Origin of the sequence: Galactobacter valiniphilus (assembly GCF_003575975.1) — a bacterium.
Taxonomy (GTDB): Bacteria; Actinomycetota; Actinomycetes; order Actinomycetales; family Micrococcaceae; genus Galactobacter; species Galactobacter valiniphilus.
The window spans coordinates 80,165-95,080 of the sequence record NZ_QQXK01000006.1 but is presented as its reverse complement, the minus strand read 5'-3'; the positions used below and the strand labels follow the sequence as shown (position 1 = coordinate 95,080).

Below are 14,916 nucleotides of genomic sequence, written 5' to 3'. Positions count from 1 at the left end.
CCCAGGCAAGCGGGCGGCGTCGGGCCCTTGCTCTTAGAAGAGGGCGATCTTGGCGGCGGGCGGGAAGAGCGCGTCCAGCTCGCCGAGGTCCTCGGCGCTCAGCCGGGCGGCACCCGCCGTCGCATTCTCGCGGATCTGCTCCGGGCGGGTCGCGCCGGCGATGACCGAGGCCACGGGGGCCTGGGCCAGGAGCCAGGCGAAGGCCACGGAGATCTCGCTCAGGCCGCGGTCCCGGGCGAAGGCCCCGAAGGCCCGCAGCTGCTCGAAGTCGGCGTTCGCGAGGTACTCCTTGCGGGAGTGGGTGAGGCGCGAGCCCTCGGGCGCCACGCCCTCCGAGTACTTACCAGTGAGCAGGCCGTTGGCCAGCGGGAAGTACGGAAGCACGCCCAGCCCGTAGGCGCGGGAGGCGGGCAGCACCTCGAGCTCGGCCCGGCGGTCCAGCAGGTTGTAGTGGTTCTGGGCGCTGATGAAGCGCTCGACGCCCAGCTCGCGGGCCACAAACTCGGCCTCGGCGATCTGCCATCCGGCGCGATTCGAGTGCCCGAGGTAGCGGACCTTGCCCTGCTGCACGAGGGTGTCGAGGGCGGCGAGCGTCTCCTCGATGGGCGTGCCCGGGTCCGGCGTGTGGAACTGGTACAGATCGATGTGGTCGGTCTGCAGGCGCGTGAGCGAGGCCTCGACGGCCTGCATGATGTAGCGGCGGGAACCGCGCGCCCCGAAGTCGAGGCCGTTCGCGGTCCCGGCGTCCATGCCGAACTTGGTGGCGACGACGACCTCGTCGCGGCGGCCCCGCAGGGCGGCGCCGAGCCGCGTCTCCGAGAGGCCGGGCTCCGCGCCGTACATGTCGGCCGTGTCGAACAGGGTCACGCCGGCGTCGATGGCCGCGTGGACCACCGCGTCGGTGCCCTCCTGCGTCAGGGTGGCGGTGCCGGGGCGACCCAGGTTGTTGCAGCCGAGGCCGATCTCGGAGACCACGAGGCCGCTCTTGCCCAGGTGCACATAGTTCATCTCGCTCATGCCCCTCAGCCTAGCCAGGAGGGCGACCGAGCGTCGGTCTCAGCCCGCCGGGTCCCACAACACCGGCTGCTTGCCGATGTAGCCAAGCTTGATCTTGAGGCCGGCGAGGCTTCCCTCAAGCAGGCGAGAGCGCACCGCCGGGAGGTCCGAGGCCTGAATCGCCTCGACGCTCAAGGTGTCGTCGATCAGCCTCAGGCTGTTCACCGGTTCGCCGGGCGGGCAGAGCCGTTCCCAGGCCGCCACAGCGGGGGACGGAAGGGCCGCCCCGGCCTTGGCCGAGAGCACCGGCGCGGTGCCGTAGGCAAACAGCGCCACGCCGAGGGGCCCGCTGCCGGTGGCCCGCGGAATCGACAGGGAGCGCACCCGCTCGAAGAGCGCCGGCTGCTGGCAGAGCAGCGTGTCCTGCGCCCGCACCTCGACCCGTTCGTCCCCGGCGCCGGTCCCGATGCTGATCTCGCCGACCTGGCCCTCCCCGCTCAGGGCCAGGAGCCCGTCGATCCGGGCCGCGGCCACCTCGGCGGAATCGCCGACCTCGACCGCGTCGTCGCCGTGCTCGATGACGACCGTCGTCATCCTTCGCGGCCCTGGACCCGAGGGCACATACCCCTGGGCGCGGGCAGCCAACTCCAGCATGAGTTCCCGCGGGGCGTCCGGAGCCACGACGAGCGTTCCCTCCGCGCGGCCACCGCCCGGAAGATCGCGGCTCCCTCCGCCCCTGGCCTCCGCGAGGGCGGGTCGGCGGCGCTGGGGCATGCCGCGCATCCTACGCACGAACGGGGTGTGCCTGAAGGCTCAGGCCTCCTCCGCCTCCGGCAGCTCGTCCACGGGGAAGTCGCCCTCGGCGGGCAGCGGGTGCTTGATCTTGGCGGCGGACGGCTCGGCACCGGGGGCCACCGCGATGACGGCCTTGGTCAGGTCCGACTTCGCGACCTCGCGCAGGCAGGAGATCGTGGCCTTGAGCGCGCCCTTGGGCTCGGGCGTCAGGACGGCGATCGTCAGGCGGCCGGGGCCGAAGACGGAGCCCTCCACCGTGCCGAGGCCGCGCCAGGCCAGGTGGCCCGTCAGGCCGCCGACCACTGCGTCGCGCAGGCTGTGCTCACGGGGTGAGCCGCCGGCCGTCTTGGACGGGAAGCGCACGTACAGCCAGAACTGCTCGTCCTGGCCCAGCTCGCGGTAGCCGTCCTCCTGGCAGGCCTCCTCGAAGGCCTCGAGGAGCGCCTCGCCGGCCTCCGGGGTGACGTCGTCCTCGACGACGGGCGTCTCGGAGAGGTGGCCGACGGGGCCGCGGTTGATGACAAACTGCGCGACCTCCTCGTCGTACCAGGCCTCGCGGAAGGAGAGCTGGCCGTCCTCGTCGGTGCGGTAGCTGCGCAGGATGGGCATCGAAGGTGCCTTTCGGTGGGGAAAAAGTGTCAGCGAGCCGAGGCGGCGTCGAGCAGGGCGCGGCCCTGATCGAAGCGACTCAGCGCGGCGCCGTCGAAGGGCGCCTGGCGGGCGGCCACGCGGGCCAAGAGGTCCTGGGCCTCGGCCGCGATGGCCGAGGTCAGCTCGTCCGGGTAACCGAAGGCCACCCGGTGTTCCTCGAACTCGTCCTCGTCGTCGAGATAGATGCCGCGCCCGGCGCGCTCCACGACGTCGAGGTCCATGTCGATCGAGTGCAGCTCGTGGCCGCGCGGGCCGAGCGGCGCCCAGCCGATGGCCGTCGAGAGGTCGATGTAGAGCAACAGGCCGTTGCGGTCCTCGCCGGAGTGGAAGGTGGCGAGCCACTCCCCCGACGCGGGCGAGAGCGTCACGGCGTCCGAACGGGCAAAAAACGCCATGCCGGGGCGGGCGATGAAACTGCCAGCCGGCTGGTAGATCCACTCGCCGTGCTCGTCCGAGCCGAGGGCGAGCCCCGGGACCACCCAATGAGCCTGGCCGTCGTGCTTCCAGGCGCGCGTCACCACGGTCTCGCCCGCGGTGAAGCTCACGGGGCGCCGGGGCAGGCCCTGGGGGGCGCTCACGCGTCGGCGTCCTTCTCCGCCGAAGCGGCCGGGCCAGCCGGCGGGAAGAGCGGGACCACTGGCAGGGCGCCGTTCGCCGCCCGCTGGCCCACGGGCCTGGCGCGCGGGACCTTGGTGCCGAGCACCTGGGCCACGACGTCCTGCGTGATCTGCTGGGCACTCACACCCACGCGGTTCAGCACCTGCTCGCGCGTGCCGTGGTCGAGGAACTCGTCCGGCAGGCCGACCTCGTTCAGGCCCGTGTCCACGCCGGCCGCGCGCATCTCCTGGCGCAGGCGAGCGCCCACGCCGCCGGCGCGCACGCCGTCCTCCAGCGTGACCACGAGGCGGTGGCGGTCCGCCATGTCGATGACGGAGCGGGGAACCGGAAGCACCCAGCGGGGGTCAACCACGGTGGAGCTGATGCCCTGGTCCTTCAGCCGGGCCGCGACGTCGAGCGCGAGCTCGGCGAAGGCACCCACGGCGACGAGCAGCACGTCCGGCTCCTCCTCGCCCGAGTCGGCGAGGACGTCCACGCCGTCCACGGTGCGGGCGATCGCCGGGATGTCGGCGCCGGCCGTGCCCTTGGGGAAGCGCAGGACGCTCGGGGCGTCGGCGATCGCCACTGCCTCGCGCAGCAGCTCGCGCAGCCGCCCGGGATCGCGCGGGGCGGCGAGGTGCAGGCCGGGGATCGTCTGCACGAGCGCCATGTCCCACATGCCATGGTGGCTCGCGCCGTCCGGGCCAGTGACGCCGGCGCGGTCGAGCACAAAGGTGACGCCGGCCCGGTGCAGCGCCACGTCCATGAGCAGCTGGTCGTAGGCGCGGTTCAGGAAGGTGGCGTAGACCGCCACGACGGGGTGGAAGCCGCCGAACGCGAGGCCGGCGGCCGAGGCCACGGCGTGCTGCTCGGCGATGCCCACGTCGATGACGCGCTCCGGGTGGCGCTCCTTCATGGCCGAGAGACCCACCGGGATGAGCATGGCCCCCGTGATGCCCACGATGTCGGGGCGCTCGTCCGCGATGTCGGCGAGCTCGTGGCCGAACACCGACGTCCAGGACGGGCCGGAGGAGGCCTTGAGCGGCTTGCCCGTGGCGGGATCGATGACGCCGACGGCGTGGAACTGATCGTCCTCGTCCTCGACGGCCGGCGCGTAGCCGTGCCCCTTCTGCGTGATGACGTGGACGATCACGGGGCCGCCGAAGGCCTTGGCGGCGGAGAGCGCCTCCTCCACCTCGGCCTGATTATGCCCATCCACTGGACCGATGTACTTGATGCCGAGGTCGGCGAAGAGCCCTTGCGGCGCCCACCAGTCCTTGATGCCCGCCTTGGCGGCGTGCAGGGACTTGTAGGTGAATTGCGAGAAGGCGTTGCCGTCCTTCAGGCGCTGCTTGAGGAAGCGCATCGTGTCCTCGTACGGACGCGAGACGCGGACCTTGTCGATCTTGCGCCCCACCGTGCCGGAGATGCCCTGCATGGTGCGGGCCAGACCACCCACCGTGGGGGCGTACGAGCGGCCGTTGTCGTTGACGACGATCACGGCGTGGCGCTCGGGATCGGCGGCGATGTTGTTGAGGGCCTCCCACGCCATGCCGCCCGTCAGGGCGCCGTCGCCGATGACGCCGACCGTCCAGCGGTCCGTCTCCCCCGCCAGCGCCCTGGCGCGGGAAATCCCGTCCACCCACGCGAGCGAGCTCGAAGCGTGAGAGGACTCCACGACGTCGTGCTCCGACTCGGAGCGCGAGGGATAGCCGGACATCCCGCCCTCGTGGCGCAGGGTGTCGAAGTTCTGCCGGCCCGTCACGAGCTTGTGCACGTAGGACTGGTGGCCCGTGTCGAAGACGAGGGTGTCGTTCGGCGAATCGAACACGCGGTGCAGGGCAAGCGTCAGCTCGACGACACCGAGATTGGGGCCGAGGTGGCCGCCCGTCCTGGCCACGTGAGAGATGAGGAAATCGCGGATCTCCTGAGCCAAGGTCGCGAGCTCCTCGCGCCCAAGGGAGCGCAGGTCCCGCGGGGAGTGAATCCCCTCAAGCAGCGTCACGCCGTCGTGTCCTTCCGTTGGCTGTTTCCAAGCATCCATCTTAGCGCCGCACGCTGGGCCCCGAACGTGACTCCCCCGGCCCGAGGGCGTGAGCCGCCTCATCGTGCGAAGGCCAAGGGCCCCTCCCGCACAGGTGCGGGAGGGGCCCAGAGGCTAGCGGCGGCGTGTGGCGAAGCGATCAGGCGTTGGCCGTGATGCTGCGCAGCACGTACTGCAGGATGCCGCCGTTGCGGTAGTAGTCGGCCTCGCCGGGGGTGTCGATGCGGACGACCGCGTCGAACTCCGTGACCTTGCCGTCTTCGGCCACCGCGGTGACCTTGACCGTCTTGGGCGTGACGCCCTCGTTGAGCGCCGTGACGCCGTGGACCGAGAAGGTCTCGGTGCCGCTCAGGCCCAGCGTGTCGGCGGACTCGCCCTCGGGGAACTGCAGCGGCAGGACGCCCATACCGATGAGGTTGGAGCGGTGGATGCGCTCGTAGCTCTGGGTGATGACGGCCTTGACGCCCAGCAGCGCGGTGCCCTTGGCGGCCCAGTCGCGCGAGGAACCGGTGCCGTACTCCTTGCCGGCCAGGACGACCAGCGGGGTGCCGGCGGCCTGGTAGTTCTGCGCCGCGTCGTACACGTACGACTGCGGGGCATCGGGCTGGGTGAAGTCGCGGGTGAAGCCACCCTCGACGCCGTCCAGCAGCTGGTTCTTGATGCGGATGTTCGCGAAGGTGCCGCGGATCATGACCTCGTGGTTGCCACGGCGGGAGCCGTAGGAGTTGAAGTCCTTGCGATCCACGCCGTTGGCGATCAGGTACTGACCGGCCGGAGTCTCCGACTTGAACGAGCCGGCCGGGGAGATGTGGTCGGTCGTGACCGAATCGCCCAGCTTCAGCAGCACGCGCGCGCCCTCGATGTCCTGCACCGGGGCCGGCTCGGCCTGCATGCCCTCGAAGTACGGGGGCTTACGCACGTAGGTGGAATCCGACGCCCAGTCGAAGGTGTTGCCCTCGGGGGTGTCGATGCCCTGCCAGCGCGAGTCGCCGTCGAAGACGGAGGCGTAGTCGGCGGTGAACATCTCGCGGTCGATGGACGCGTCCATGACCTGCTGAACCTCGATCGGGTTCGGCCAGATGTCCTTCAGGAAGACGTCGTTGCCGTCGGCGTCCTGGCCCAGCGCGTCCTTCTCGAAATCGAAGTCCATGGTGCCGGCCAGGGCGTAGGCGATGACCAGCGGCGGGGAGGCCAGATAGTTCATCTTGACGTCGGGGTTGATGCGACCCTCGAAGTTACGGTTACCCGAGAGCACCGCGGCGGCGGAGAGGTCGTTGGCCTGGACTGCCTCGGAGATCTCGGACTCGAGCGGGCCCGAGTTGCCGATGCAGGTGGCGCAGCCGTAGCCGACCACGAAGAAGCCGAGCTTCTCGAGGAACGGGATGAGGCCGGACTTCTCGTAGTAGTTCGTGACGACCTTGGAGCCCGGAGCCACGGAGGTCTTGACCCACGGCTTCGAGGAGAGGCCCTTCTGCACGGCGTTGCGCGCCAGGATGGCGGCGGCCAGCATCACGGACGGGTTCGAGGTGTTGGTGCACGAGGTGATCGAGGCGATGGACACGAAGCCGTGATCCAGCTCGAACTCGCGACCGTCCGCCATCTTGACGTCCACGGCCTTGGACGGGCGGCCCACGCCGCGCGTGTCCTCGTCCGTCGAGTAGTTGTGGATGTCCTTGCGGAACTGGGTCTTGGCGTCCGTCAGCTCGATGCGGTCCTGGGGACGCTTCGGGCCGGCGATGGAGGGAACCACGGTGGACAGGTCCAGCTCGAGGTACTCCGAGTACGCGGCCTCCTTGGACGGGTCGTGCCAGAGGCCCTGCTCCTTGGTGTACGCCTCGACGAGAGCGATGTTCTCGTCGGAGCGGCCCGTGAGGCGCAGGTAGCCGAGGGTGACGTCGTCGATCGGGAACATGGCGGCCGTGGAGCCGAACTCCGGGGACATGTTGCCGATGGTGGCGCGGTTGGCCAGCGGCACAGCGCCGACGCCCTCGCCGTAGAACTCGACGAACTTGCCCACGACACCCTGCTCGCGCAGCATCTCGGTGATCGTCAGCACCACGTCGGTGGCGGTGGCGCCGGCCGGGATGGAGCCGGAGAGCTTGAAGCCCACGACCTTGGGGATGAGCATGGAGACCGGCTGGCCCAGCATCGCGGCCTCGGCCTCGATGCCGCCTACGCCCCAGCCCAGCACGCCCATGCCGTTGACCATCGTGGTGTGGGAGTCGGTGCCGACGCAGGAGTCCGGGTAGGCGCGCAGCTTGCCATCGACCTCGCGGGTCATGACGGTGCGGGCCAGGTACTCAATGTTGACCTGGTGCACGATGCCGGTTCCCGGGGGGACCACCTTGAAGTCATCAAAGGCGGTCTGGCCCCAGCGCAGGAACTGGTAGCGCTCACCGTTGCGCTGGTACTCGATCTCCATGTTGCGCTCGAGGGCCGCCTCGTTGCCGAAGGCGTCGATCTGCACGGAGTGGTCGATGACCAGCTCGGCCGGAGCGAGCGGGTTCACGCGGGAGGCGTCGCCGCCCATGTCCTTGACGGCCTCGCGCATCGTCGCCAGGTCAACCACACACGGCACGCCGGTGAAGTCCTGCATGATGACGCGGGCCGGGGTGAACTGGATCTCGACCGAGGGCTCGGCCTTGGGATCCCAGTTGGCCAACGCGCAGATGTGATCCGCGGTGATGTTGGCGCCGTCTTCGGTGCGCAGCAGGTTCTCCAGCAGCACCTTCAGGCTGTACGGCAGCTTGTCGGCGCCCTCAACGGCGCTCAAACGGAAAATTTCGTATTCGGTGCCCTGGACGTCGAGTACGCCCTTGGATCCGAAGCTGTCCACGTTGCTCATGGAACTCCTCTCGCCAGACTCCATCATGATGTCCACGCCGCAGGCGCTGCCAGTGAGGGAAGCCTCACAGGGCAACGCAAAGCGGACGCGGCGGAGCTAACGACACAATACCGCCGCGCGGGGCCGGTTACGCCCTGCGCAACACCGCCACGGTCTCGAGATGGTGCGTATGGGGGTACAGATCGAAGCCGCGCAGGCCCTCGAGGGTGTAACCACGGCCCGCAAAAAGGTCAACGTCACGTGCGAAGGAGGCGGGGTCACACGAGACATAGACGACCTTCTGGGCGCCCGTAGCGGCGATCGCGGCCACGCTGGCCTTGCCGGCGCCGGCGCGCGGGGGATCAAGCACGACGCCGTGCGGCCGGGTGCCGGCGTGCTCGCGCAGGGCGCGTTCCACGCGGCCCTGGAGCACCTGGGCCTGCGGCAGGGCGTGCAGATTCTTGCGCGCGTCGCGGTGGGTGCCCGGCGCGCCCTCGATGGAGAGCAGCGAGCCCGTGGGGCCCACGGCCTGTGCGAGGGGCGCCGAGAAGAGACCGGCCCCGGCGTAGAGATCGAGCCAGTCCTCGCCCTCCTGGACGCCGGAGGCGGTCAGGACGGCGTGGGTGAGGGTCTGCGGCGCCGTGCGGTGCACCTGCCAGAACCCCTCCCCCGTCACGCGGAAGGCGTGCTCGCCGACCTGCTCCTGCAGCCAGGTGCGCCCGCTCACGCGGCGCAGCTCGCCCGCGCCGTCGGCGGCCGCGCCGGCGGCCTGGGTCAGCAGGCCGACCGAGGCGCGCTCGCCCACGTGGCGGGAGACGCGATTGGCGGCGGCGCCCGCGCGACGCACCCCCGCTGCGTCGTGCGTGGCCGGCACGACGAGCACGAGCGGGGCGCCGCCGGCTGCGGGCGCGGCGATCTCCACGCGGCCCAGGCCGCTCAGGTCCACCTCGGAGAGGTGCAGATCGTTGATGGCATCCACGGCGAGCGGGAGCGCGGGGGTCTTGATGAGGGTGTGGCTGCGGGCCGCCCGCATGGCCAGCGAGCCGGCGCGATCCACGCCGAAGGCGGCGCGCGTGCGCCAGCCCAGGCCGTCCGCACGCTCGTCCTCGGCGGCCTCGACGCCGGTGAAGCCCACCTCGCTCGCCTCGGTCTTGGCGAGCCGGCGCAGCTGCTCGTCCAGCACGCGGCCCTTCAGCTCGCGCTGGTAGGGCAGCCTCAGGTGGCCAAACTCGGCGCCGCCCGGCACGGCGTCAGGGGTGCGAGCAGCGAGCGCGTCGGCGGCCGCCCAGGGGTGCTTGACGCGATGCTCCGAGGCCTCCAGGACCTCGGTGACATCGGCGCGCCAGAAGCGGTCCTTCTCCCCCGGCTCCGTCACGGCGACGCGCACGCGCTCGCCCGGGGCGCCGTGGCGCACAAAGACGACGCGGCCCTCGTGGCGGGCGACGGTGAAGCCGCCGTGGGCGACGTCGCCGAGGGTGAGCTCGAGCTCGGTGGGGGCCTGGGACATGTGCTGCTGTGCTCCTTGGAGGAAGGGAAAAGACGCCGGGACCGCTCAGGCGGCCGGGTGGCCGGGGTCGGCGGGGGCCGGGGTGGAGGCTGGGTGCTGCAGGCCGTGCCCCGTGGAGGCGAGCTGCCACGGGACGGAGGCGACCACGACGCCCGGCTCGAAGTGGAGGCGGGTGCGCAGGCGCAGGCCCGTCTGGTTGTGCACCAATTGCTCCCACCAGCGTCCCACAACGTACTCGGGAATGTAGACCACCACGAGATCGCGGGGGCGGTCGGCGCGGCTCTGCCTGATGTGTTCGAGCAGCGGGCCGGCGAGGTCGCGATAGGGCGAGGCGAGCACGGTGAGCGGAACCGGGAGGCCGAGCCGCTCCCATTGCGTCACGGTGCGCGCCGTCTTCTCCGGGTCGGAGTCCACCATGACCGCCTCGAGGACTTGCGGCCGCGTGGCGCGGGCGAAGGCCACGGCGCGCAGGAGCGGCTTACGCAGGGTGGAGACGAGCACGATGGCTTGCACGCGCGAGGGAAGCGCGGAGACGGAGGTGCTCTCGTCGATGGCCAGCTCGCGGTCCACCTCGTCGTAGTGCTGGCGGATCCCGAGCATGCCGAGCGTGAGGACCACGATGCCGGCCACGGCGAACCAGGCGCCGTGCGCGAACTTCGTGGCGAAGACCACGATCAGCACGAGGGCGGAGAGCGTGAAGCCCGCGAAGGACAGCGCGCGCTTGCGGTGCAGGGCGGCGCGCAGGGAGCGCCCGGCCGTGCCGCGCAGGAGGCGACCCCAGTGGCGGACCATGCCGGCCTGGCTCAGGGTGAACGAGACGAAGACGCCGACGACGTAGAGCTGGATCAGGGCGGCGAGGCCGGCACCCGTCGCGAGGACGAGGACGAGGGCCGCCGCGCCGAGCAGCAGGATGCCGTTGGAATAGCCGAGGCGGTCGCCGCGCGTGCGCAGCTGGCGCGGCAGGTAGCCGTCGCTCGCGAGGTAGAAGGCGAGCTTGGGGAAGGTCAGGAAGCTCATCATGCCGGCGCTGAGCAGCACGAGGATTGTGACGAGGCTCAGCACGATGACGGGCACCCCCGGGCCGAACACCGCCTGCGCCAGCTGCGCCAACAGGGGTGTCTGCGAGGCGGCCGTGAGATCCGCGGCCTCCGCGGCGGCGGCCAGCTGGGACTCCGGTTCGGCGGCGAGCCGCACGCCGGTGGCCGAGGCGAGGAAGAGCACACCGAGCGTGAGGATCGTGGCGATGACGCCGATCCAGGCCAGGACCCACCCGGCGTTCTTGGCGCGCGGCGCGGCGAGCGTGGAGACGCCGGAGATGGGCGCCTCGATGCCCGTGAGGGCGGCCGAGCCGGTGGAGAAGGCGCGCAGCACCAGGACGAAGCCGGCCAGGCCCTCGATGCCGTCCGGGTAAGCGGGGGCCGGGGCGAGCGGCGCGGTGGCGCTCGGCGCGAGGCCCAGCTGACCCGTCAGCGCGAGAAGGCCGCCCACGATGAGCAGCACGCCGACGGCGACGACGAACAGCACGGTCGGCAGCGAGCGGGCGAGCGAACCGCGGCCGAGGCCGCGCAGGTTCAGCACCACGAGCAGGGCCACGCCGACGCCTGCCACCCAGCCCTCGTGCCCCGCGAGCACCGGCACCGCGGCGCTCAGGTAGTGGGCGGCCGCCGAGACCGACACGGCCACGGTGAGGGTGAGATCCACGAGCAGGGCGGAGCCCACCACGACGCCGGCCCGCGGGCCGAGGTTCTCCGAGGCGATCTGGTAGTCGCCGCGGCCGGAGGGGTAGGCGCGGATCGAGAGGCGATAGGACAGGATCAGCACGGCCATGACGGCCATGACCGCCACGCCGACCCACGGGGCGAGGTGGATCGCCGCGAGCCCGGCCAGGGCCAGGGTAAGCAGGATCTCATCCGGCGCATACGCCACCGAGGAGAGCGCATTGCTGGCCAGGGTCGGCAGGGCCACGCGGCGGCGCAGGGGCGCGAAGCGCACGCGGCCGGTGATCTCGGGCCGGCCCACAAGGATGCGCTTGAGAGCGTCCAGGAACGTCAACACCACGCCAGGGTAGTCGCTTTGGCCCCGCGGCCCACGCCGCCGCGGGAGGCAAGGCGTGCGAGACTTAGGCCGTTCATCCCCAGCTCTTGAACCCAAAGGAGCCCCAGCACGTGGCGCACTTCGTGATCATGGGTTGCGGCCGCGTCGGTGCGACGCTGGCCCACACACTCGAGGACGACGGCCACACCGTGGCCGTCATCGACCGCGAGCCGACCGCCTTTCGGCGCCTGCGCCCCGGTTTCAGCGGCAGCACCGTGACGGGTGTCGGCTTCGACCGCGACACCCTCAAGGAGGCGCGCATCGCCGACGCCTACGCCTTCGCCGCCGTCTCCTCCGGCGACAACTCGAACATCCTCGCCACCCGCGTGGCCCGCGAGCAGTTCCATGTTCCCCACGTCGTGGCGCGCATCTACGATCCGGGACGCGCCGAGGTCTACCAGCGCCTGGGCATCCCCACGGTGGCCTCCGTGCGCTGGAGCGCCGATCAGGTGCTGCGCCGCATCCTGCCCGAGCACGCGCTCTCCGGAGACTTCCGCGAGGCCTCCGGCCGACTCGTGCTGCGCGAGCTGCCCGCCGCTCCCCTGTGGTTCGGCCGCCAGCTGAGCGAGCTCGAGGCCGCCCTCGGCGTGCGCATCGCCTACCTCACGCGCTTCGGCGAGGGCATCCTGCCCGCCGCCGATACCCGCTATCAGGAGGGCGACGAGCTGCACGCCATGCTCGCCGTCGACCGCCTGACCCAGATCGACCGGCTGCTCGCCACGGCCCCGGCCAAGGCCGCGGCCCTGCGCGCCGAGCAGGAGGAGGAGAAGTGAAGGTCGTGATCGCCGGCGGCGGCTCCGTTGGGCTCTCCATCGCCCGCGAGCTGCTGCGCCACCACCACGAGGTGCTCATCGTGGACGAGAACGAGCCGCCCGCGGACCGGGAGGGCTTCGAGGCCGCCGCCTGGTTCGTGGGCGATGCCTGCGAGCTCGTGACCCTGCAGCGCGCCGGGACGGACGAGGCCGATGTGGTCGTGTCGGCGACGGGCGACGACAAGGCCAACCTCGTCGTCTCCCTCCTGGCCAAGACCGAGTTCGGCGTGGGCCGCACGGTGGGCCGCGTGAACAACCCCAAGAACGACTGGATGTTCGACGACGCCTGGGGCGTCGACGTTGCGGTGTCCACGCCGCGCCTCATGACCGCGCTCGTCGAGGAGGCGGTCGAGGTCGGCGACGTCGTGCGCCTGCTGACGCTGCGCACGGGCGAGACCACGATGGTGGCCTACACCGTGCCCTTCGATGGCCCGGCCGTCGGCCGCTTTGTTGGCTCCTACGCCTGGCCGGAGGGCGTGGTCCCCGTGGCGGTGCTGCGCGACGATCTGCCCTTCGCCCCCTCCCCCGACGACGTCTTCGAGGGCGACGACGAGGTCTTCTTCCTCAGCACGCTCGAGGCCGAGCCGGCCCTGCGCGAGCTCATGCGCGGCGCCTGAGCGCCGTTCAACGCACGAGGCGCCTCACACCCCGATCCGGGTGGGAGGCGCCTTGTGCGTTCAAGGGGAGGCCGAGCGGCGCTCAGCCCTGGCCGGCGGCCGGTGGGCCGCCGGCGGAAGCCGACCCCCCGCCGTCGGGCACCTCCCGGTCGTCCTGCCCCGCGGGGCGCGCCGGGCGCGTGATGACCCAGGCCAGGACCAAGGCGCCGATGTAGAGCGGCACGCCCATGACGAGGCGCGCGGTGCCGAGCAGCGTGACGTCGTTGGCGAAGTACAGCGGCAGCTGGACCGCGAGGCGCAGCAGGAAGAGCCCCACGAGGATCCAGGTTGCCGCCGTGTAGACCCGCAGTCGGCCGCGGTTCTCCCGCCACCCGATGCCCTCGCCATGCAGGAAGCCGAAGAGCAGGCCGCCGATGGGCCAGCGCACGGCGATGGAGACCAGCAGGCCCGCCGCGTAGGCGGCGTTGATGTAGAAGCCGGGCACGTAGTAGTCCCTGGCCTCGCCTCCCACGCGGGCGAAGACCGCACACACGAGGATGCCCACGAGCCCGGAGACCGCCGACATGACCTGCTGGCGGCGCACGAGGCGCACGGCGAGCAGCACCACGCCCACGGCGATCGCCGCGATGAGCGCGGGGTTCAGGGACTGCGTGCCGATGAACACGCCGAGGAACACGAGCCCTGGGGCCAGCGCCTCGACGAGGCCGCGCACGCCGCCCACGGAGGCGAGCACGTCAACGCGCCCGTCCTCGGAGACCTTGAGGCTCGAGCGGGCGGCCATGGAGGCCGCCACGTCGCGCATGCTCGGCGTGCCGGGCGCCGCGGTGTCCGCGGCCGGCTCCGGCCCGCCCGGGTTCGCGGGCTCGGCGGGCTCCTGGCTCATGCGTTGTCCTCTTCCGCCTCAAGAATCTCGTAGCTCGGGTCGTACATGACCCGCTTGCCGCCCTCCGTGAGCAGCATCCCGCGGCAGCGCAGCCAGCCGCCCGCGCCGATGCCCGGCACCCGGCGCTGGCCCAGCCACACGAGCTTGACGCGCTCCACTGGACGCTTGCGCCCGCCCGGCGGCGCGAGGTCGGGCGCCAGCACGGCGGAGAAGACCGGGGCCTGCCGCGAGGAGGGATAGGTGACCGCCGCGACGTAGCCGCGCAGCTGCACCCTCCCCCGCTCGGGCAGTTCGTCCCAGCCGGCCTCCTCGCCGGGCCCGGCGTCCTCAGCCAATCTGGGTGATCTCCGGGCCGCGCTCTGGGCGCTCCTCCGAGGAGGGGTCGGCCGGGGCAGCGTCGGGCTCGTCCGCCGCGATCACCGGCTCCGGATCGGCCTGCGGCATGCGCAGCGGCAGCAGCTCCGTGGGGGCCATGGGGGTCTGGCCGCGGTCGACGATCACGCCGCCGACGAGGTCCTCCAGGACCTGGGCCGCCTCCTCGTTGATCGCCGCCGGGCCGCCGAACACGGCGCGCAGGAACCAGCGCGGGCCGTCGACGCCCACGAAGCGGGCGATCATGGTGCCGGCCTCGCCGTCGGGGCCGGCCATCGGCACGCGGGCCAGGAGCTCGGGACCGAAGCGGCCCTCGCGGCGATCCGTGCGGCCGCCCTGGGCCGTCACCGACTGGTCGATCTGCGAGGAGATCCCGTCCCACAGGCCCTCGGACTTGGGGGCCGCGAAGGCCTGCAGCTGCACGCGCGAGCCCTCCAGCTCCACTGCCACCGAGACGACCTGCTGGGAGTTCTCCTCGACCTCGAGGTTGAGGTTCATGCCCTGCACGATCGGCAGGCGCAACGAGCCGAGGTCTATCATGCCCTCGAGGTCATCGTTGGCTTCCGAGGCGTCCAGCGGGCCGCGGCTGCGGTCGGTCTTGACCGCCTTGGCGTGGCTCGCGGACGGAGCGGCCGGCACCTCGTCCGTGGCCTCGGCCTCCGGGGCCTCGACGACCTCGAGCTCCTCGGCGGGTTCTGCGTTCTTCTTCTTGCGCCCGAACATC

The 14,916-nt window shown here is 71.6% G+C and carries 13 protein-coding genes; 2 read left to right on the top strand and 11 right to left on the bottom strand.

What is annotated here, in order from left to right; all coding sequences use genetic code 11:
* Positions 1 to 33: 33 nt before the first annotated feature.
* The 8 genes from DWB68_RS04360 to DWB68_RS04325 all read right to left on the bottom strand — a co-directional run bounded on the left by DWB68_RS04360 (position 34) and on the right by DWB68_RS04325 (position 11,472).
* Entirely contained in the window at positions 34 to 1,008 is a 975-nt protein-coding gene (locus tag DWB68_RS04360) for an aldo/keto reductase (RefSeq protein WP_407645651.1), read from the bottom strand.
* Positions 1,009 to 1,056: 48 nt separating this feature from the next.
* Positions 1,057 to 1,770 (bottom strand): hypothetical protein, encoded by a 714-nt coding sequence (locus DWB68_RS04355; protein WP_147391572.1) that lies wholly within the window; start codon positions 1,768 to 1,770, stop codon positions 1,057 to 1,059.
* Between the two features lie 39 nt (positions 1,771 to 1,809).
* Positions 1,810 to 2,400 carry a hypothetical protein gene (locus tag DWB68_RS04350; protein WP_119423923.1) on the bottom strand — a complete coding sequence of 197 codons (591 nt, stop codon included), beginning with the start codon at positions 2,398 to 2,400 and terminating at the stop codon, positions 1,810 to 1,812.
* Between the two features lie 29 nt (positions 2,401 to 2,429).
* Positions 2,430 to 3,020: a DUF402 domain-containing protein gene (locus tag DWB68_RS04345; RefSeq protein ID WP_233548612.1), complete on the bottom strand. Its 591-nt coding sequence runs from the start codon at positions 3,018 to 3,020 to the stop codon at positions 2,430 to 2,432.
* On the bottom strand, positions 3,017 to 5,044 hold the full coding sequence (gene dxs / locus DWB68_RS04340) for a 1-deoxy-D-xylulose-5-phosphate synthase (protein ID WP_119423922.1): 2,028 nt from the start codon (positions 5,042 to 5,044) through the stop codon (positions 3,017 to 3,019). The genes DWB68_RS04345 and dxs overlap by 4 nt, the downstream gene beginning before the upstream one ends.
* 178 nt (positions 5,045 to 5,222) lie before the next feature.
* On the bottom strand, positions 5,223 to 7,928 hold the full coding sequence (gene acnA / locus DWB68_RS04335) for an aconitate hydratase AcnA (RefSeq protein WP_119423921.1): 2,706 nt from the start codon (positions 7,926 to 7,928) through the stop codon (positions 5,223 to 5,225).
* A gap of 127 nt (positions 7,929 to 8,055) precedes the next feature.
* On the bottom strand, positions 8,056 to 9,414 hold the full coding sequence (locus tag DWB68_RS04330) for a class I SAM-dependent RNA methyltransferase (RefSeq protein WP_119423920.1): 1,359 nt from the start codon (positions 9,412 to 9,414) through the stop codon (positions 8,056 to 8,058).
* 45 nt (positions 9,415 to 9,459) lie between these two features.
* The gene (locus DWB68_RS04325; protein WP_325048540.1) at positions 9,460 to 11,472 is read right to left on the bottom strand and encodes an APC family permease; all 2,013 of its coding nucleotides are present in this window, start codon (positions 11,470 to 11,472) and stop codon (positions 9,460 to 9,462) included.
* A gap of 107 nt (positions 11,473 to 11,579) precedes the next feature.
* On the opposite strand from DWB68_RS04325, the gene DWB68_RS04320 reads away from it, so the two are divergent.
* Positions 11,580 to 12,281 (top strand): potassium channel family protein, encoded by a 702-nt coding sequence (locus DWB68_RS04320; RefSeq protein ID WP_119423918.1) that lies wholly within the window; start codon positions 11,580 to 11,582, stop codon positions 12,279 to 12,281.
* Positions 12,278 to 12,937 carry a potassium channel family protein gene (locus DWB68_RS04315; RefSeq protein ID WP_119423917.1) on the top strand — a complete coding sequence of 220 codons (660 nt, stop codon included), beginning with the start codon at positions 12,278 to 12,280 and terminating at the stop codon, positions 12,935 to 12,937. The genes DWB68_RS04320 and DWB68_RS04315 overlap by 4 nt, the downstream gene beginning before the upstream one ends.
* Before the next feature lie 82 nt (positions 12,938 to 13,019).
* Here the strand turns inward: DWB68_RS04315 and DWB68_RS04310 are convergent, their stop codons facing one another.
* From DWB68_RS04310 to DWB68_RS04300, 3 genes are read right to left on the bottom strand one after another with little or no spacing between them, the layout of a single operon-like run.
* Positions 13,020 to 13,820, bottom strand: coding sequence for a DUF3159 domain-containing protein (locus tag DWB68_RS04310; protein WP_119423916.1), 801 nt, complete (start codon positions 13,818 to 13,820; stop codon positions 13,020 to 13,022).
* Positions 13,817 to 14,155 carry a hypothetical protein gene (locus DWB68_RS04305; protein ID WP_119423915.1) on the bottom strand — a complete coding sequence of 113 codons (339 nt, stop codon included), beginning with the start codon at positions 14,153 to 14,155 and terminating at the stop codon, positions 13,817 to 13,819. Before DWB68_RS04305 ends, DWB68_RS04310 begins: the two co-directional genes overlap by 4 nt.
* Entirely contained in the window at positions 14,148 to 14,915 is a 768-nt protein-coding gene (locus tag DWB68_RS04300) for a DUF3710 domain-containing protein (protein ID WP_233548611.1), read from the bottom strand. The genes DWB68_RS04305 and DWB68_RS04300 overlap by 8 nt, the downstream gene beginning before the upstream one ends.
* Position 14,916: the final 1 nt, after the last annotated feature.